Source organism: Janthinobacterium sp. HH104, from assembly GCF_001758715.1.
GTDB lineage: Bacteria > Pseudomonadota > Gammaproteobacteria > Burkholderiales > Burkholderiaceae_D > Janthinobacterium > Janthinobacterium aestuarii.
The window spans coordinates 102,449-120,960 of sequence record NZ_LRIB01000013.1; the positions used below are offsets into that span (position 1 = coordinate 102,449).

General features: G+C 62.2%; 13 protein-coding genes. 3 read left to right on the plus strand and 10 right to left on the minus strand.

From position 1 onward, the window contains the following. Positions 1-59 precede the first annotated feature (59 nt). Together JAB6_RS01345 and JAB6_RS01350 are read right to left on the minus strand one after the other, a co-directional pair. Positions 60-1,376 carry a hypothetical protein gene (locus tag JAB6_RS01345; protein ID WP_070301095.1) on the minus strand — a complete coding sequence of 439 codons (1,317 nt, stop codon included), beginning with the start codon at positions 1,374-1,376 and terminating at the stop codon, positions 60-62. A 273-nt stretch (positions 1,377-1,649) separates the two neighbouring features. Next, positions 1,650-4,007, minus strand: a complete 2,358-nt coding sequence (locus JAB6_RS01350; RefSeq protein WP_070301096.1) for a DNA polymerase II — start codon at positions 4,005-4,007, stop codon at positions 1,650-1,652. Between the two features lie 133 nt (positions 4,008-4,140). Between JAB6_RS01350 and JAB6_RS01355 the strand changes: the two genes are divergently transcribed. Then, positions 4,141-5,820 (plus strand): AMP-binding protein, encoded by a 1,680-nt coding sequence (locus tag JAB6_RS01355; RefSeq protein ID WP_070301097.1) that lies wholly within the window; start codon positions 4,141-4,143, stop codon positions 5,818-5,820. 73 nt (positions 5,821-5,893) lie between these two features. Here the strand turns inward: JAB6_RS01355 and JAB6_RS01360 are convergent, their stop codons facing one another. The 8 genes from JAB6_RS01360 to hutC form a co-directional block, all read right to left on the minus strand. Beyond that, positions 5,894-6,874, minus strand: a complete 981-nt coding sequence (locus JAB6_RS01360) for a choice-of-anchor A family protein (protein WP_070301098.1) — start codon at positions 6,872-6,874, stop codon at positions 5,894-5,896. Positions 6,875-7,071: 197 nt separating this feature from the next. After that, positions 7,072-8,796, minus strand: a complete 1,725-nt coding sequence (locus JAB6_RS01365) for a glycosyltransferase family 39 protein (RefSeq protein ID WP_070301099.1) — start codon at positions 8,794-8,796, stop codon at positions 7,072-7,074. Positions 8,797-8,947: 151 nt separating this feature from the next. Further along, positions 8,948-9,217 carry a type B 50S ribosomal protein L31 gene (locus JAB6_RS01370; protein WP_034746247.1) on the minus strand — a complete coding sequence of 90 codons (270 nt, stop codon included), beginning with the start codon at positions 9,215-9,217 and terminating at the stop codon, positions 8,948-8,950. Between the two features lie 305 nt (positions 9,218-9,522). Then, positions 9,523-10,785 carry a transcription termination factor Rho gene (gene rho / locus JAB6_RS01375; RefSeq protein ID WP_034746249.1) on the minus strand — a complete coding sequence of 421 codons (1,263 nt, stop codon included), beginning with the start codon at positions 10,783-10,785 and terminating at the stop codon, positions 9,523-9,525. Positions 10,786-10,940: 155 nt separating this feature from the next. Beyond that, entirely contained in the window at positions 10,941-11,267 is a 327-nt protein-coding gene (gene trxA / locus JAB6_RS01380; RefSeq protein ID WP_034746251.1) for a thioredoxin TrxA, read from the minus strand. A gap of 314 nt (positions 11,268-11,581) precedes the next feature. Further along, positions 11,582-12,040 (minus strand): response regulator, encoded by a 459-nt coding sequence (locus JAB6_RS01385; protein ID WP_051990864.1) that lies wholly within the window; start codon positions 12,038-12,040, stop codon positions 11,582-11,584. 70 nt (positions 12,041-12,110) lie between these two features. After that, positions 12,111-15,434 carry a PAS domain S-box protein gene (locus JAB6_RS01390; protein WP_070301461.1) on the minus strand — a complete coding sequence of 1,108 codons (3,324 nt, stop codon included), beginning with the start codon at positions 15,432-15,434 and terminating at the stop codon, positions 12,111-12,113. A gap of 331 nt (positions 15,435-15,765) precedes the next feature. Then, the gene (hutC, locus tag JAB6_RS01395; RefSeq protein WP_070301100.1) at positions 15,766-16,485 is read right to left on the minus strand and encodes a histidine utilization repressor; all 720 of its coding nucleotides are present in this window, start codon (positions 16,483-16,485) and stop codon (positions 15,766-15,768) included. Positions 16,486-16,714: 229 nt separating this feature from the next. Between hutC and ada the strand changes: the two genes are divergently transcribed. Further along, positions 16,715-17,770 (plus strand): bifunctional DNA-binding transcriptional regulator/O6-methylguanine-DNA methyltransferase Ada, encoded by a 1,056-nt coding sequence (gene ada / locus JAB6_RS01400; protein WP_070301101.1) that lies wholly within the window; start codon positions 16,715-16,717, stop codon positions 17,768-17,770. Beyond that, positions 17,767-18,456, plus strand: coding sequence for a 2OG-Fe(II) oxygenase (locus JAB6_RS01405; RefSeq protein ID WP_139143244.1), 690 nt, complete (start codon positions 17,767-17,769; stop codon positions 18,454-18,456). The genes ada and JAB6_RS01405 overlap by 4 nt, the downstream gene beginning before the upstream one ends. Positions 18,457-18,512: the final 56 nt, after the last annotated feature.

Here is an 18,512-nt window from a genome sequence, read left to right on the forward strand (position 1 = left end):
GAAAACGCCGACGGCCCGGGGATGAGCCGGGCCGTCGGTGCTGTGCTGCTAGATCAAGCTCAGTTGTGAGCCGAGTTCAGCTGGCGCGCGATGATGTCGTGGTTGAGCCAGACGACCGGTGCCGGCGGTTCCGACATGGTGTGGAACATCAGCGGGCCCGTGCCTTCCAGTACCAGCGAGCTCAGGTGGTCGGTGATCAGTTCCTTGCGGTCCTTGTGCAGCTTGGTGATGTCGTCCGAGGTACCGATCATGACGTCGGCCAGCTCTGGCGTGTTGTCCATCGGCCAGGCGGCGAAGTTGCGGAATTGCACGCTGGTCGCGTCGCCATTGTAGGCGGCGATACGGTCGAGCAAGTCTTGCAGCGAAACGCCATCTTCCAGCAAGCCCTGGCAGATTTTCCATTGCTCTTCGGCCCAGGCGCTGCCGCCTTCTTTTTTCAGCGCGTCGAGCAGCGGGAACAGCGACAGTTCCACGCCGACGAAAATGTCGGACGAGTTCGTGCGGATTTCCGGGCAATTGAAGACGGTGGCCTTGATGCCTTTGTCCCACGCGGCCTTGGCCACGTTTTCCAGGCGCATCTTCGCCAGGCCTTGCGTGTAGTTGCTGTAGGTTTGCCACTGGTACTTGCCGTCAATCAGGATCTCGGTGCCGTGGTAGCCGTAGGCGCTGTAGCGCACCTGGCCGCCCGTTTGCTCGATGCGGGCGCGGATGGCGGCACTGCCGTCGATCAGGTGCTGCAGGGTGTTGGCCGTGACTTCGTCGAAGTTCATCAGGATCAGCTTGCCCAGGTCGCTGTCGAGCAGGGCGCGCGAGGACATGAAGCGCTCGCCGCGGCCTTTGTAGATGCGGTTGGCGATCGCCAGGAAGACTTTGACTTTCGGAATGCCGCCAGCCATGGTGTGGGCGAAATACACATTGCTGCCGTCAGGAATCAGGCTGTCCAGCTCGGCCATGGCTTTGGCCACGGAAGCGCTGAAGCGGGCGATGCCGGCTTCGCGGCAGCGTTCGATCTGCGCCCAGTCCAGCTTGTCTTCTTGCCAGCTCTTCAGGGTCATGTCGGCCAGCAGTGCCGTCGGCGTCGGTTCGCCGGCTGGCGCGTCGAGGTCGAAACCGGCCATCAGCGGCACATTGATGATGCGGCCGCCCAGGTTGGCTTCCGCTTCGGCCAGCTCTTCCGCGTTCAGCGGGCGCAGCGCCATGTTTTCATCGCGGCGGCCGACCGTCATGCCGACGATATTCATGCCCGCCTTGCGTGCTTCGTCCAGCAAGCCATTTACATAGCCGCGGCCGAACAGCTCGCCGAACAGCACAAAGGTGTCGCCCTTGCGGAAGATATTTTTTTGCGGGATGTCTCTTAAGGACGTGATCTCGGTCATGGTGTCAATTCATTCTAAAATTAGCAGGGCAGATGGCTGGTGCGACTGCCCGCTGGTTCAACATAGTTGTAAATTATGCGCCATTTCAGCGAGGAAAATTCTGTTGCGAACGATTCTCGTCTGGAATGGCATCTTCTTCTGCATGCAGCTCTTATTCTTTCGCCATGGCGTATTTTACGCTGCCACGGCGCACAGCGCCCGCGGACAGGGTCAGATAAGCCCGGAAGGCGCCGATATTACCTCAGCTTGGCCGCCCAGGTCAGCAAAATTGATCTAAAACAAATCCTGCTGGCCCGACACGAGGCGCGAAAAATCGTCGCCGAGGAAGGGCAGGATGGCGTCGGCCACCGGTTGCAGCTGGCGCGTCAGGTAATGGTGGTAGTCGATGGGCGAGCGCTGCGTTTCCAGCGGTTCCGGCCCCGCCACCGTGATCACATAGCTGATCCAGCCGCCGTTCTGGTATTGCAGCGGCCGTCCCTGCGCCAGGTTATAGGCGTCGGCCGTGCGCGCCGCGCGCACGTGGGGCGGCACGTTGCGCTGGTAATCATCGAGCGGACGGCGCAATCGCTTGCGGTAGACCAATAAAGCGTCGAACTCGCCGCGCACGGTACGCGCCACGTAGTCGCGCACATAGTCCTGATAGGCGGCGCGCTGGAAGATGCGGCGGTACAAGTCCTGCTGGAATTGCTGCGCCAGCGGCGTCCAGTCGCTGCGCACGGTTTCCAGACCCTTGTAGACCATGTCCTCGCTGCCATCGGGTTTGCCGACCAGGCCCGCATAGCGCTTCTTGCTGCCTTCTTCCGAGCCGCGGATGGTGGGCATCAGGAAACGCCGGTAATGCGTCTCGAATTCGAGCTCCAGCGCATTCTCGAGGCCGAACTCATCGCGCAGATAGGTATTCCACCAGGCATTCACGTGCGCCACCAGGGCGCGGCCGATCTTGCCCGCCTCTTCATCCGTATGCGCCGTTTTCAGCCACACGAAGGTGGAATCCGTGTCGCCGTAGATCACTTGATAGCCCTGCTCGGTGATCAGCTCGCGCGTGCGGTGCATGATGTCGTGGCCCCGCAAGGTGATCGACGAGGCCAAGCGCGGATCGAAAAAGCGGCAGCCACTCGATCCCAGCACGCCATAGAACGCGTTCATGATGATTTTTAAGGCTTGCGACAGAGGCGCGTTGCGTTCGCGCTTGGCCGTCTCGCGCCCCTGCCACACCTGCTTTACGATGGCCGGCAGGCAATGTTTAATGCGTGAAAATTGCGCGCCCCGGTAGCCGGGCACGGTATCGGCTTCATCGCCACTGGTACCCACCACCAGGCCCACGGGATCGATGAGGAAGGTGCGGATGATGGACGGATACAGGCTTTTGTAGTCGAGCACGAGCACGGAATCGTACAGGCCCGACTGGGAATCCATGACGAAGCCGCCCGGGCTGTTTTCGCCGGAGACGTCGCCCAGGTTGGGCGCCACGTAACCTTGCCGGTGCATCAGCGGCAAATACAGGTGCTCGAAGGCGGCCACGGAGCCGCCGCTGCGGTCGGCCGCCAGGCCCGTCACGCTGGCCCGTTCCAGCAAGAAGGTCAGCAGCTCGGTCTTGGCGAAGATGCGCGTGACCAGCTCGCAATCCTTGAGGTTGTAGCGGGCCAGCGCCGGCTTGTCTTCGCGGAAACGCCGGTCGATCTCGGCCATGCGCTGATAGGGATTATCGATGGACTTGCCTTCGCCCAAGAGCGTCTGCGCCACGTTTTCCAGGCTGAACGAGGAAAAATTCCACGTCGCCGATTTCAAGGCTTCGATGCCGTCGATGATCAGACGCCCCGCCGCGGCCGCAAAATAGTGTTCCTGCTTGCCGCCGTGTTCGCGCCATTCCATCACGGCGCCGCCGCGTCCCAGTTTCAACGGTACCTGGCAGCGCTCGGCGTGCTGGCGCAGCACGCGCAAGTCGAATTGCACCAGGTTCCAGCCGATGATGGCGTCGGGATCGTGGCGCTCCATCCATGTGTTCAGGCGTTCGAGGATCTGTGCGCGCGTGTCGCAGTATTCGAGGTCGAAGTCCAAGGCGTCATCGCCGCCGTTTGGCGGCCCCAGCATGTAGACCTGGCGCTGGCCGCAGCCTTCCAGGGCCAGCGAATACAGCTCGCCATGGGCCGTCGTCTCGATATCGAGCGACACCAGTTTTAATGTGGGGCGGTAGCCGGGCGCCGGTTTCAGCTGTACTTCCGTTTCTCCACTGAACGATACCGGTGCCGTGATGAAACGCTCCATCAGGTAGCGCTCGGGCGGGCGGATGTCGGCTTCGTACACGTCGACGCCTTGCGCGCGCAGCTGCTTTTCCAGCTTCAGCAAATGCCGGTATTGCTTGCAGTACAGACCCAGCACGGGGCGGTGGTGAAAATCGCACAGCGACAGGGGACGCAGCTCCGCATGGCGCTCGCCGCGCAGCAGCTGTTGCGCCTGTTCCTGCTGCTCCATGGGAAGGAAGGCGACGGCCGTCTGCACGGGCAGGCGCACGTGGCGGGGCCCGGCATCCGTTGCCAGCCAGAAATCGACTTCCGTGCCGGCGCTGGTATCGCGCCAGTGGCGGGTCAGGATGAAGCCCTGTTCGGGCGTGTGCTCGGTGTTGCCTGTCATGGTGCCGTGAGTGTCGGATGTGCTGGCCTGCACATTACAGCAAGCTGACGCAGGGCGGGGGCGGTTGCGGCTATAATTTTCTGCATCGAAGACGATAACAAGAGCGCGCCGCGCCACCCACCCCGGAGACAGCATGCAAGCAATCAGTTATGTACACGGCGCCCACGAGACGCCGTTGATCGGTGCTACCATCGGTGCCTACCTGGACGGCATCGCCGCCCGCTATGGCCAGCACGACGCCCTCATCGTGGCGCACCAGAACGTGCGCTGGACCTATCTTGAGTTCCAGCAGCGCGTGCACCGGCTGGCCGCCGGCTTGCTGAAACTGGGCTTGCAACCGGGTGACCGGGTCGGCATCTGGTCGCAGAACTGCGCCGAATGGGTATTGACCCAGTTTGCCACGGCGAAAGCCGGCTTGATTATGGTCAACATCAACCCCGCCTACCGGCGCTCGGAACTCGAATACGTGCTCGACAAGGTGCAATGCAGCGCGCTGATCCTGTCGCCCAGCTTCAAGTCCAGCGATTATCTGGCCATCGTGCAAGACGTGGTGCCGGACATCGCCCGTTCGCGCGCCGGCGCCCTGCAATCGCCGCGCCTGCCGCAATTGCGCCACGTCATCCGCCTGGGCGCGGCCGCCACGCCGGGCATGCACAACTTCGACGCCCTGATGGACGGTATTGCCGATGCCGACCTCGCGCACCTGGAAGAAGTGAGCGCTGGCTTGCAGTTTGACGACGCCGTCAACATTCAGTTCACGTCCGGTACGACAGGCGCGCCGAAAGGCGCCACCTTGACGCACCACAATATCCTGAACAACGGCTTTTTCATCGGCGAAGCCATGCGCCTCACCGAACAGGACCGCTTGTGCATTCCCGTGCCCCTGTACCACTGCTTCGGCATGGTGCTGGGCAACTTGGCCTGCGTCACGCATGGCGCGGCCATGGTGTTTCCCGGCGAAGGCTTCGATCCGAAAGCCGTGCTGGAAACCGTGCAAGCCGAGCGCTGCACGGGCTTGCACGGCGTGCCGACCATGTTCATCGCCATCCTCGACCATCCCGACTTCAAGCAATACGATCTGTCGAACTTGCGCACCGGCATCATGGCCGGCTCGCCGTGCCCGATGGAAGTTATGACGCGGGTCATCGAATTGATGCACATGGCGGAAATCACGATTGCCTATGGCATGACGGAAACGTCGCCCGTCAGCTTCCAGACATCGATCGAAGACCCGCGCGAAATGCGCGTGTCGTCCATCGGCCGTGTCCACCCGCACCTGGAAGTGAAAATCATCGATGCGGAAGGCCTGATCGTGCCGCGCGGCGAAAAGGGCGAATTGCTCACGCGCGGCTATTCCGTGATGCAGGGCTACTGGGGCGACCCTGAAAAAACCAGCGAAGCTATCGACGCGGCGCGCTGGATGCACACGGGCGACCTGGCCGTGATCGATGACAACGGCTTTTGCAGCATCGTCGGGCGCTCGAAGGACATGGTGATACGCGGCGGCGAAAACATCTACCCGCGCGAAGTCGAGGAATTCCTGTACCGCCACCCGAGCGTGCTCGACGTGCAATGCGTGGGCGTACCGGACGCCAAGTATGGCGAAGAGTTATGCGCCTGCATCATCTTGCGGCCCGGCACGCAGGCCACCAGCGACGATATCCGCGCCTTCTGCGATGGGCAGATCGCCTATTACAAGATTCCCCGCTACGTGCGTTTCGTCGAGGAATTCCCCATGACGGTGACGGGCAAGATCCAGAAATATGTCTTGCGCAAGCAGGTGGCGACGGATCTGGGCTTGAGCGTGGAATAAGTTTTTCGTCAGCCATAAAAAAACACCGGGACGCTCGCGCGGCCCGGTGTTTTGCATTGATTCAGCGTAAAGCTCAGGCCATCGCGGCTTGCGGTGCGCGCGCTGGCGTACGGCGGCGCATGAAGGCCAGCAAGCCCAGGCCGGCCAGCAGCATGGCGTAGGTGCCTGGTTCCGGCACGGCCGACACGTTGACCGTGTTGAAGCCGGCGCCGTTCATCGCCACGTGGCCATAATTGACCGAGCTGACGGAATTGGCGATCAGGGTGCCGTTCATGTCGCCCGAACCCGAGAACGCGCTGTTCGGCGCCAGGATGCTGCCGTTGATGCCGACGTTCTGCAAGTTGGTGGTGGTGGCGTTGGCGAAGTTGAACAGCGTACGGTTGGCGAAGCTGGCGAAATTGTCGAAGCCGCCGCTCAGGGTGATGTTGCTGGCCGTGCCGTTGATGATGATGCTGGCCGTGCTTTTCAGCGAGGACAGGTCCAGGGTCAGGTTATGCAGGTTCGACGCATCGATGTTGAAAATGTTCACGTCGGCGTTGACGTTGCCCACCAGGGTCATGTTGCCGTATTGCGAGATCACGGTACCGTTCGACTGCAGCTTGGCCACGTCGCCCGACAGGGTCGTCAATTGCTGCTTGGCGCCCGCGAAGTCCAGGGTGGACGCGTTGCCTTTGCTGATGTTGTTGGTTGGGAACCACTGTGGCGCCGTCAGGGTGGCGTTGGGGTTGCTGACGCCGTACACGGCCGAACCGCCTAGCGTGCCCCAGCCCGTGTTCAGGTTGCCGCCAGCAACGACGGAATTGACGGCGCTGCCTGGCTTTTTGTTCGTGCCAACGTTGTAGTTGTCGAGGTAGATATTGCCGCCAGCGGCAATGCTGCCACCGACGCTGGTAAAGCCGCTGGCGCCGCTGCTGCCGATGTTGCCGAAGATGAAGGCCGAGTAGCCATTGGCGACGCCAAGGTCAACCACGGTGGCCTGGGCCGACGCGCTGAAGGAGAAAGCGAACAGGGCGGCGCTGATGAGCGGCAAGGTGCGGGTAGCAAATAATTTCATGGACAATCTCATAGTAAATTGGGGACGATTAGGGCGGGAAAGCAAGACACCGCCATCGCGCAGTCCGCTATTATAATATAAAAAACAATTCTAGTTCAATTTAGGTAATTAACTATATTTTAAGGCAACACTTTTCTTACGGGCAGCAATTGTCTGGCGGACATAAAAAAACCGGGCTGGCCCGGTTTTTTTACTGCTTACCTGACGCGCTGGTACAGGCGGAAACGTTCCACGTCATCCGTGGGGCGGCGCCCTTCCCATAGCTTGATCCAGTCCGCGCCGTGATGCTCGGGCAGCTTTTCCTTGTTGTCGGGAACCTTGATGCTGTCTTGCAACAAGAACACATCGCATTCCTGCTGCCCCACGCTGGCAAACGGCAGGTGGCCGAAGTAGGCGAACGAGGCGCGCTGGGCGGCGCCGACGTTGCTGTTGATGCACTTGCTGCCTGGCGGCAGGTGGACGGAAATCTGGTGCGCCACGCTGGCGTAGCTCTTGCTGTAGTTCAGCGGCGGCAGGAACAAGGTCATGATCAGCACCCAGATCAGGATCAGGCCGCCGGACGACAGCACCACGGCGCGCCACAGCACGGCCGGCTGGCGCGAGATGCGCCAGTGCACGAGCGCCACCCAGCCTGCGCTGGCGCAGGCGGCGACAAAGAAGGCCAGCAAGTCCAGCTCGGGCTTGAAGCCTGGCATGAGTTTCAATGCGTTATGCGACAGTTTCGGCGGCCAGCCCGTCAGGATGGCGAACCAGAACAGCCACAGCGCGAGGGCGCAGATGGTCAGCACCATCACGGAGAACCAGTCGATGGCGTTGATGGCGCCCCGTTTCATGGTCAGCAGGCCGAACGCGGCCATCACGGCCAGCGGCGGCAGCAGCGGCAGCAGCTGGCTCGGGTCCGGATCGGGATGGCACAGGCCCAGGATGGCCAGCATGGCGACAAAGGTCAGCGGCACGACGATGTGCAGCACGTGGTGCTGGCGGCGCCAGGCATACACGGCCCAAGCGGCGAACGGCCAGGCGGGCCAGAAGAACCAGATGCCGACACGCAAGAAATACTGGAGGCTTTTCAGGCTCGGGGCGCTGAACTGGCGGCAATTCCATTCCATCCATGCCTGCAGCGGCGAATGGCCATACGGACGCAGCCATTCGCCCGGCAGCAGCCAGACGAGGGTCAGCGCGGCGCCGATCACGATGGCCAGCGCCAGATGGCGCACGCTGCGCAGCAGCGGCAGGCGCAGGAAGACGGTGCACAGCAGCAAGGCGATGCTCAGCGCCGCCGGCGTGATCCAGCCGCGCGCGAGGGTCAGGCCGCCCAGCGCCAGGCCCAGCAGGGCCGCATTGCGCACGGAAGGGCCTTCCACGTAGCGCACGGCGCGGTACAGCAGATAGGCCATCAGGGACACGTACAGGGCTTCGGCCGTGATGTCGTGGCTGTGCTGCAGCAGACCCAGGCAGCCCAGATAGATGAGCACGGCGGCATCGGCCAGGGTGCGGCCGAAGTCGTCCGGCTCGGGCTGGCCGCCGAAGGCCAGGCGCAGCGGCTGGGCGTCGTTGCGGCGGCCCAGGTTGAAGGCCGTGTACCAGACGGACAGGGTGCTGACGACGAAGATGCCGATGGTCGACATGCGCGCGCCGAAGACGTCGCCGTCGATCCAGCCGAACAGCTTGATGAAGATGGCGCCCAGCCAGAAGGCCAGCGGGCCTTCATCGGGCAGCGACAGGCCGGCGATGTTGGGCCACAGCCAGTCGTTCAGGCCGCCATGCGCCATGGTCCACATGATGCCGAAACTGGCGGCGTCATCGTTCTTCCACGGTTCGCGGCCGATCAGGCCAGGCAGGATGTACAGCAGGCCAAGCGCAAACAAGGCCCATCGTGGCAGCGCGAGTGTGGCAGCGGCGGGAAGGCGGACTGGCTTCATCGATAGTTGTATCAGAATAGTGGCAAGACGCGACGAATGGCGTCGGGTATGCGCGAGTATAAAGTAAAGCGGCCAAAGACAAAAAAGGCAGCCGTGGCTGCCTTTTCTCTGGTAGCCGAAGCTGCCCTTTTTTGCCGCAAAGCGGCAAAAATTAGCCTGCTGCGACTGCGGTTTTCGAACCAACCGAACCGAACTTCTGACGGAACTTCTCGACGCGACCAGCGGTATCGACGATTTTGTGCTTGCCCGTGAAGAATGGGTGCGATTCAGCCGAAACCTCGATCTTCACCAGTGGGTATTCTTTACCGTCGTGGGTGATTTTTTCGCGGGTTTGGATGGTCGAGCGGGTAACGAATTTGAAATCGCACGACAGATCGTGGAAAACAACTTCGCGGTATTCTGGATGGGTATCGACTTTCATGGGATTCTCTCTAAGTAGGTAGCCAAACAGCACTTCGTCGGTCGTCTTGCTTCTTGACCCGATTGCCGATCACTTGCCAGGGTTTAAAATAATGCAACCGTCGATTATATAGCGCTTTCGGGCCGGCGGCAATAAAAAAGCCGCCCGAAGGCGGCTTTGCATGATCGCGTGTGGTCGGCGTGGCGCAACGTAGGTCGGATTAGCGCGCGAGCGCGTAATCCGACAACACCACCGCCTTCGCCAACAATGTTGTCGGATTACGGCCCTGCGGGCCTAATCCGACCTACGATACACGACAGGCGGATTTAGCCACCGCGGCGCATCATGTCGAAGAACTCGGCGTTGTTTTTCGTCGCTTTCATCTTGTCCAGAATGAACTCCATCGCCTCGATCTCGTCCATCGAGTACAGCAACTTGCGCAGGATCCAGATTTTTTGCAGTTCGTTCGGCTTGATCAGCAGTTCTTCGCGGCGGGTACCCGATTTGTTCAGGTTGATTGCCGGGTAGACGCGTTTTTCGGCCAGGCGGCGCTCCAGATGCACTTCCATGTTGCCGGTACCCTTGAATTCTTCAAAGATCACGTCATCCATGCGCGAACCCGTTTCGATCAGCGCCGTGGCGATGATGGTCAGCGAGCCGCCTTCTTCGATATTGCGCGCGGCGCCGAAGAAGCGTTTTGGACGTTGCAGCGCGTTCGCGTCGACACCACCGGTCAGGACCTTGCCCGAGGCAGGGATGACGGTGTTGTAGGCACGGGCCAGACGGGTGATCGAGTCGAGCAGGATGACCACGTCTTTTTTCATTTCGACCAGGCGCTTGGCTTTTTCCAGCACCATCTCGGCCACTTGCACGTGGCGCGTGGCCGGCTCGTCGAAGGTTGAGGCGACGACTTCGCCGCGCACGGAGCGTTGCATTTCGGTCACTTCTTCCGGACGTTCGTCGATCAGCAGCACGATCAGCGTGATGTCCGGGTGATTTGCCGTGATCGCATGCGCGATGTGCTGCAGGATCACGGATTTACCGGATTTCGGCGACGCCACCAGCAAGCCGCGCTGGCCTTTGCCGATCGGGGCGATCAGGTCGATGATGCGGCCGGTGATGTTTTCCTGGCCATTCATTTCACGTTCCAGGCGCAGCGGCTCGTTCGGGTGCAGCGGCGTCAGGTTTTCAAACAGGATGCGGTGTTTCGACATCTCCGGCGATTCGCCGTTGACCTTGTCGACTTTGACCAATGCGAAATAGCGTTCGCCATCTTTCGGGGTCCGTACCTCGCCTTCGATCGAATCGCCGGTGTGCAGATTGAAGCGGCGGATTTGCGAAGGGGAGATGTAAATGTCGTCGGTGGACGCCATGTAGCTGGCGTCGGGCGAGCGCAGGAAGCCGAAGCCGTCAGGCAGCACTTCCAGGGCGCCATCGCCAAAAATCTGTTCGCCGGACTTGGCGCGTTTTTTCAGGATAGCGAACATCAGCTCCTGTTTGCGCAAGCGGGCTGCGTTGTCAATGTCAAGACCGATCGCCATCTCAAGCAGGGCGGATACGTGTAGGGCCTTTAGTTCGGATAAATGCATATGTGTTGAGTGTCCCGAGACGGGATGTAAAGGTAGGGGAGGGGACTGCGTGGCGTTGATTAATTATTGGGGAAGGCTGTGCACGAATGAGGGCAAAGCCGCTTCCCGGTTGTTCAGTCAGGCGGCGCTGCGGGCGCAGCGCTGCCCATCATACATTAAATGTTGCTGTCGACGAAAGCGGTCAACTGGCCCTTGGCCATGGCGCCTACTTTTTGAGCAGCTGCAACACCATCCTTGAACAGGATCAGGGTCGGGATGCCGCGGATGCCGAACTTGGCAGGCACTGCCTGGTTGGCGTCCACGTCCATCTTGGCGATCTGGATGCGGCCGGCGTATTCCTTGGCCACTTCTTCCAGGATCGGAGCGATGGCCTTGCAGGGACCGCACCATTCTGCCCAGAAGTCGACCAGTACTGGCAACTCGGATTGCAGGACGTCTGCTTCAAAAGATGCATCGCTAATGTGTTTGATATTTTCGCTCATATTTTCCTCAAATGAGGGTGGGATCAATAATGCCTGGAATTAACCATACGCTGGTTCGCCATCCATGCTTCCTGGAATGCAATGAGAAGATGGGGACAATGGGCACGAATTCAATGTTCTTGGAAGGTGCGACCAGAGGTATGCAGGCGGGGATGGCTGAAATAATAACCCATTTTTTCAAAGCGTGGCGATTATTGCAGAAAAACTTGAGGCATATCGCCAGCATATCGCTTCCGCGCGTGCTTGCAGGGTGGCAAAGCCGCATGCCTGCTGGCCTGCGGCGCCGTGCCCTCCTCTTCGGCCTGGCCTTGAGATCAGGCTTGGGCGTTGGCTTGACGCGCCGTGTGTTGCAGTTGCAAGTTCACCATCAGCTGCAATTCCGCGCTTTCCATCGGCTTGCGGAAGGTGCCCAATATATGCAGGCCGTTGGCCATGGCCAGGCGCTCGGCCGCCAGGCGCACGGCCGAATGCAGGCCCGACAGCAGGACCACGCCGCCGCGGAAGCCGTTTTCAGCCGCCATGCGCAAGAATTCGATGCCGTCGATGTCGGGCATGGACAGGTCGCAGATCAGCAGGTCGGGCTGGTGCTGCTTCAGGGTCGACAGCGCCTGTTCGCTGTGCGACTCGCAGCGGATGTCGAACGGGCCCATTTGCTCGAGCATGTCGCTGAGCACGTCGAGCATGAAAACGTCGTCGTCCAGCAGCAGCACGCGCAACGGTGCCAGGCCTGCTTCATTGTGCTCCTGGCTTGCTTGGTTTGATACAGTATTCATCGTCATGTCTTTCTGTTGATATGCATCGCTGTCGATGCCGATACCTTGCCATAGCGTAATTTGGCGGTAGCTAATCGTCATTGGCAAAGCTGGTGTTATTCATGATTTGTTCGGTAATCTGTTCCAGCAGGGGCCACAGGCGCTCCACGATGCGCCGTGCCCGCTCCGCCTCGTCGGCCGGTTCGCCCGGCGCCAGGGTTTCCAGGTTGTGGCACAGTTCGGCCAATCCCAGGGCGCCCACGGTGCGCGCCGACGACTTGATGCGGTGCCCCAGTTCGCGCACCTGGTGCACGTCGCCGCGCGCCAGGGCCGCATCGATGTCGCCAAAGCCATCCTGCGTGGTCTGCAGGAACTTGAAGGCGAACTTGCGCACCTTTTCCGGGTTGTAGCCCAGCAACTTGGCCAGGATGGACAGGTCGATCACTTGCGGGTCGCCGGCCAGGGTGGTCTTGAAGGCGGGCGCGGCGCGGCTGCGCGCCGGTGGCGGCGGCGTGTCGCGCGCCGGCAGCCAGCTGGCGATGGTCTGGTACATCATGGCCGGCTGGATGGGCTTGGAAATGAAATCGTCCATGCCCGCGTCCAGGCAGCGCACGCGGTCTTCGCTCGTGGCCGTGGCCGTCATGGCCAGCACGCGCAAATGCGCCAGTTGCGGGTCGGCGCGGATGTGGCGCGTCGCTTGCAAGCCATCCATCAGCGGCATCTGCACGTCCATCAGCACGCAGTCGAACTGCGTCTGGCGCAGCAAATCGAGCGCTTCTTCGCCATTGTTGGCCAGGCAGACGGAAGCGCCCGCTTCTTCCAGCAATTCCAGCGCCACTTGCTGGTTGAACGTATTGTCTTCCACCAGCAGGATGCGCGCATGCTTGAGCGTGCGCATCACCAGGGCCGCGTCGGCGCTGGCGCGCATGGCGGCCGCCGTCTGCACCATGCTGTCGAGCATGGCCGGCGCCGCCTGGTCGGAAATGCCCAGGTTGGCCGTGAACCAGAAGGTGCTGCCGGCGCCGGGACGGCTGTCGACACCCACGTCGCCGCCCATCAGCTGCGCCAGCTGCTTGCAGATGGCCAGGCCCAGGCCCGTGCCGCCATATTCGCGCGTGGTGGAGGTGTCGGCCTGCTGGAAGGACTGGAAAAGCTTGCTCATTTCATCCTGCGACAGGCCGATGCCGTGGTCGCACACTTCAAAGCGCACCAGGCAGTGCTTGGCATCCGCCACCACCTTGCGCACTTTCACGGTAATGCTGCCCTGTTCGCTGAACTTGATGGCGTTATTGGCGTAGTTGATCAGCACTTGCCCCAGGCGCAGCGGGTCGCCCACGAGCACGGCTGGCAATTGCGGGTCGATTTCAAACAGCAATTCCAGATTCTTGCCGGCGGCGCGCGGCGCCACCACCGTCATCAGGGTTTGCACGACATGGTCGAAACTGAAGTTGACGCGCTCGATCTCCAGCTTGCCCGCCTCGATTTTCGAGATGTCGAGGATGTCGTCTATGATGCCCAGCAAGTGTTCTCCGGCAAAGCGGATTTTTTCCAGGTAATCGCGCTGGCGCGGTTCCAGATCCGTTTTGAGGGCCAGATACGCCATGCCGATCACGCCATTCATCGGCGTGCGGATTTCATGGCTCATGTTGGCCAGGAATTGTCCCTTTGCCAGGCTCGCTTCCTCGGCCACCTGCTTGGCCTGGTCGAGCTGTTCGGTACGCTGCGCCACGCGCTCTTCCAGATGTTCATTGAGTTCGCGCAAGGCGCTTTCGCTGCGCTTGTGATACGTGATGTCCGTCAGGCTGGCCACCACCATGCCCACCTTGCCGTACTCATCGCGGATGGCCTCGGTATTTACGGACAGCCACGACAGGCTGCCGTCCGGCTGCTGCACGCCCATCAGCACGTCGCGCATGGCGACACCCGTCGACAGGGTGATGTGCACGGGATGGCTGCGCTGGTCGAAGGGGGAGCCGTCCTCGTGGATGGCTTGCCACAGGCTGTTGCCGGCAGGACTGGCCGCCAGCATGCGCTCGGCGGCGGCGTTGCTTTCCAGAATGTGGCCGTGGCTGTCCTGCACTACCAGGCCATTCGTCACGGCGCCGAAGACGGACGCCATGCGCTGGCTCGAGTTCGACAGGGCGATCGATGCCTGGCGCCGTTCCGTGATGTCGGTGATCATCGCCAGGGTGCCGCCCGGCTCGCCATTGTCCGACTGGATGCTGGTGCTCGACAGCAAGCCCCACAGGCTGGACTGATCCTTGCGGAAGAAGCGGAAATCGACCTGGTCCGGCTGGCTGGCGAAGCTGCCATGGCTGGCCAGGCGGCGCTGCATCAGCAGCTGGCTGTCGCGGTCCATGAAGTCGAGCAGGGGACGGCCCAGCATTTCCTGTACCGTGTAGCCGAGCATGTGCGCCATCTTCGGATTGACAAAGGTGGTCTTGCCGTCCGCGCCCGTCATCCAGATGCCTTCGGCGGCCGTCTGCACGATCAGGCGGTAGCGTTCCGAACTCGCGTGCAGCGCTTCCTCGGCGCGTTGCCGCTGCGTCATGTCGCGCAGCGAGACGATGGAAAACACCTGGCCGGCCATGCGCAGCGGCGACAGGCTGACCTTGGCGGGGAAGTGCGTGCCATCGCGGCGGCGCGCCATCATTACCCGGCCCGGCAGGCTGTGCCGCGCTTGCGGGTCGCCCACGGAATGGCTGGCCGTGCTTTCCGGCACCAATTGTTCCAGCGACATGCCCGTCAATTCGGCCAGCGGATAGCCGAAGCAGCGCGCGCCGATCTGGTTGGCGTAATGCACCTTGCCCTCGACGTCGGCCACCAGCATGGCTTCGGGCGCCGCTTCCAGCATCGAGCGCATGCGCGATTGCTCATCCTGCTTGCGTTCGCTGATATCGCAGATGATGCCGCTGGCCTGCGTGGCGGCGCCATCCGAAGCGCGTGTCAGCACGGCGCCGCGCGCCAGCAGCCAGCGCCAGTGGCCGTCGCTGTGGCGCAAACGGAATTCGCAATTGAAGGTGCCGGGCGCCTGGCCGTCCAGATGCTGGCGAAATGCCAGGCTCAGGCGCGCGCGGTCGTCGCGGTGCACTTCGGCCAGCCACTCGTCCAGTGTATGGTCGAGCTTGGCGCTCTTGTCGCCCAGCACGTCCTGGTACTGGGGCGCGAACTGCAGCCGCCCGGACTGGCGCCGCCAGGTCCAGCCTGCCAAGGCCGCGCCGCGCAAGGCTTGCCCCGCATCCTGTTCGGCCAGGGCGTGCGCGGGCAGGAGCAGGCGGCGCAACTGTTGCCGCAGCCGCCATGCTTGCCAGCAAGCCACTCCCGCCAGGGCGCTGGCGCTGGCGGCAGCGTACGGCCACAGCACTGTTGGAGCCATGCCGTGTACCGCCGCCTGCACCGGCAACGAAAGCGCCATGCCTGCCGCCAGCATCGTATGAGCGAGCCGGTGCAGCGCAGGGCGCCGAGGGCGTGGTGCGCTGAAACTCGTGTGGCTGCAATACGACAAATGCATCCCTTTCTGGGGCATGATGGAACTGGGCTGACAGTGCATGATGCGCGCTCAAATAAACGCCTGCGGCGCTTTCTGGCGGCAACTATAGCATCGAATATTTGCTCGCAGTAGTTAAGTTCAGAAACGGCCAAAACGGGATTTTTTTTGCCCCGGAATGGCTGTTTTTTTCGCGATTTGGTGAGAATCTGAGAGAAAGTTGGCGCGAAATCGTGCTACGGAATGGCGTTGTATGACCTCAGGTAAAACTGCCGGCGAACTGATATCGGTGTCCGGGATGCCACATGGTGGCGATCGAGGCGATCTTGCCGCCTGAGCGCGTCTGGCGGCGCAGCACCAGGCATGGCTGTTTCGTGTCGATGGCCAGCATTTCGGCGATGTCGCGCGGCGCCGACAGCGCTTCGATGCTGTAGGTGGCGCCTTGCAGGGGCGCGGCCGCCATCAGGTATTCGTTCGGCGTGATGCTGGAAAAATCCTGTGTCATGTAATCGGGCGCGCACTCGGGATTGACCCAGCGGTCTTCCACCTGGATCGGTACGCCGTTTTCAAAATGCACGATCAGCGAGTGGAACAGCGGGTGCTCGGGCAACAGGCCGAATTGCTTGGCCAGCAAGTCGGACGCCTTGGTGCGTTCCAGCAACTGCAAGCTGCTGCGGTGGATATGTCCACGCGCGCGCACTTCATCGGCGATACTCTTGATTTCCAACAAGGTCGCCTGGTATTTTTGCTGCGCCACATAGGTGCCGGAACCCTGGCGCCGCGTCAGCACCTGTTCGCTCGTCAGTTCGCGCACGGCGCGATTGACCGTCATGCGCGAGACGCCGAATTGTTTTACCAGTGCTTGCTCGGATGGAATCACGTCGCCTTCCTTCCAGCGTCCGGCGGCGATACCGGCCAGCAGAAAATCCTTGATGCGCTGGAAAATGGGCGTATTTTCTTGTGTATTGTGATCGTCCAATGCGGTTTCTCCGGGGCGCGGGCAGGGCACGCCGCCGGCTGGAGGCGCGATGGCCGATTTTAGCACCGAGCACGATGCCTGCCGCCAGCCTTTTTTTGAATTCAAAAGCAAGCGCCGGAGTGTGGCGCGCGCGCGTGCTGGCTATGCTGGTGACTTGGAGCCTATCCCAGCAGGGGATGTATTCATCTACAGGGATAGGCTCTTAATATTGACTTGCACGGAGTTCGCCATGGAACACGCTTACCTGACTGACGATGAACGCTGGGATGCCCTGCAGCGGCGCGCGCCCGATGCCGACGGCGTCTTTTATTACTCGGTGCGCACGACGGGCGTGTATTGCCGGCCTTCCTGCGCCGCGCGTCCCGCCTTGCGCCGCAACGTGGCTTTCCACGCCAGTTGCGAGCAGGCGGAGGCGGCCGGCTTTCGCCCCTGTTTGCGCTGCAAGCCGAATTTGCCGCCGCTGGCCCAGCGCCAGGCGGCCATCGTGGCCGACATCTGCCGGCTGATCGACGCCAGCGACGAGCTGCCCGACCTCGACAGCCTGGCACAGGCGGCCGGCATGAGCCGCTTTCACTTCCACCGCGTCTTCAAGGCGCACACGGGCATCACGCCGAAAGCGTACGCGGCGGCGCGGCGCGGCGAGCGCCTCAAGGCCGGCTTGCAGGGCGAAGCGAATGTCACGGAAACCTTGTATGCGGCCGGCTTCAATTCCAGCGGCCGCCTGTATGCGGCCACGCCCGGCTTGCTGGGCATGACGCCGGGCGCGTTTCGCGCCGGTGGCAGCGGCGCCGTGATCCGCTTTGCCATCGGTGCCTGCTCGCTGGGCGCCATCCTCGTGGCCAGCACGGACAAGGGCATTTGCGCCATCCTCATCGATGACGATCCGGAAGTGCTGCTGCGCGACTTGCAGGACCGCTTTCCGCAAGCCGAGCTGCGCGGCGCGGAAGCCGACTATGAACAGACGGTGGCGCAAGTCGTCGGCCTGGTCGAGGCGCCGGGCCTGGGGCTGGACTTGCCGCTCGACGTGCGCGGCACGGTGTTCCAGCAGCGCGTGTGGCAAGCCTTGCGCGAGATTCCCGCCGGCAGCACGGTCAGCTATGCCGAGCTGGCGCGGCGCATCGGCGCCCCGCAAGGCGCGCGCGCCGTGGCCGGTGCCTGCGCGGCCAATGCGCTGGCCGTCGCCATCCCCTGCCACCGGGTGGTGCGCAACGATGGCGCCTTGTCCGGCTACCGCTGGGGCGTGGAGCGCAAGCAGGTGCTGCTCGAGCGCGAGGGCGAGCGGTGAAGGCGCTTGATTGGCAGCGGATCGAAGATGAGCTGAATGCGCATGGCTGCGCCGTCGTGCCGGGCTTGCTCGATCCCGCGCAGTGCGCGCCGCTGGCGGCCCAGTATGACGACGCGTCGGGCTTTCGCAGCAAGGTCGTGATGCAGCGCCACGGTTTTGGACAGGGCGAGTACCAGTATTGGGCGCATCCATTGCCGGACGTGGTGGCCGCCTTGCGCGCGAGCTTGTATTCCCCCTTGGCGGCGATTGCCAACCGCTGGCACGCCGCCATGGGCATCGGGACGCGCTTTCCATCCAGCCACGCCGATTTCCTCGCGCGCTGCCATGCGGCCGGGCAAACCCGGCCCACGCCTCTGCTGCTGCGCTACCGCGAAGGCGATTACAACTGTTTGCACCAGGACCTGTATGGCGAGCACGTGTTTCCGCTGCAGCTGGCCGTGCTGCTGTCGCGCCCGCAAGACGATTTCACGGGCGGCGAGTTCGTGCTGACGGAGCAGCGCCCGCGCATGCAGTCGCGCGCCGAAGTGGTGTCGCTGGCGCAGGGCGACGCCGTCGTCTTTCCCGTCGCGCTGCGCCCCGTGAACGGCACGCGCGGCACTTACCGCGTGAACATGCGCCATGGCGTGTCGCGCTTGCGTTCAGGCTTGCGCCACACCCTGGGCATCATTTTCCATGATGCGAGCTGAGCAGTACGTGTGATCCTTGAGTTTCCAGGATTACATGGCATGATGGCTACTCCTTG

What these genes read in the sequence shown, in the direction of transcription:
- rho (WP_034746249.1), bottom strand. Translation starts at nt 10,785, where the DNA reads ATGCATTTATCCGAACTAAAGGCCCTACACGTATCCGCCCTGCTTGAG.
- JAB6_RS01360 (WP_070301098.1), bottom strand. Translation starts at nt 6,874, where the DNA reads ATGAAATTATTTGCTACCCGCACCTTGCCGCTCATCAGCGCCGCCCTG.
- JAB6_RS01390 (WP_070301461.1), bottom strand. Translation starts at nt 15,434, where the DNA reads ATGGCGCTTTCGTTGCCGGTGCAGGCGGCGGTACACGGCATGGCTCCA.
- JAB6_RS01365 (WP_070301099.1), bottom strand. Translation starts at nt 8,796, where the DNA reads ATGAAGCCAGTCCGCCTTCCCGCCGCTGCCACACTCGCGCTGCCACGA.
- JAB6_RS01355 (WP_070301097.1), top strand. Translation starts at nt 4,141, where the DNA reads ATGCAAGCAATCAGTTATGTACACGGCGCCCACGAGACGCCGTTGATC.
- ada (WP_070301101.1), top strand. Translation starts at nt 16,715, where the DNA reads ATGGAACACGCTTACCTGACTGACGATGAACGCTGGGATGCCCTGCAG.
- JAB6_RS01370 (WP_034746247.1), bottom strand. Translation starts at nt 9,217, where the DNA reads ATGAAAGTCGATACCCATCCAGAATACCGCGAAGTTGTTTTCCACGAT.
- JAB6_RS01345 (WP_070301095.1), bottom strand. Translation starts at nt 1,376, where the DNA reads ATGACCGAGATCACGTCCTTAAGAGACATCCCGCAAAAAAATATCTTC.
- trxA (WP_034746251.1), bottom strand. Translation starts at nt 11,267, where the DNA reads ATGAGCGAAAATATCAAACACATTAGCGATGCATCTTTTGAAGCAGAC.
- JAB6_RS01350 (WP_070301096.1), bottom strand. Translation starts at nt 4,007, where the DNA reads ATGACAGGCAACACCGAGCACACGCCCGAACAGGGCTTCATCCTGACC.
- JAB6_RS01385 (WP_051990864.1), bottom strand. Translation starts at nt 12,040, where the DNA reads ATGAATACTGTATCAAACCAAGCAAGCCAGGAGCACAATGAAGCAGGC.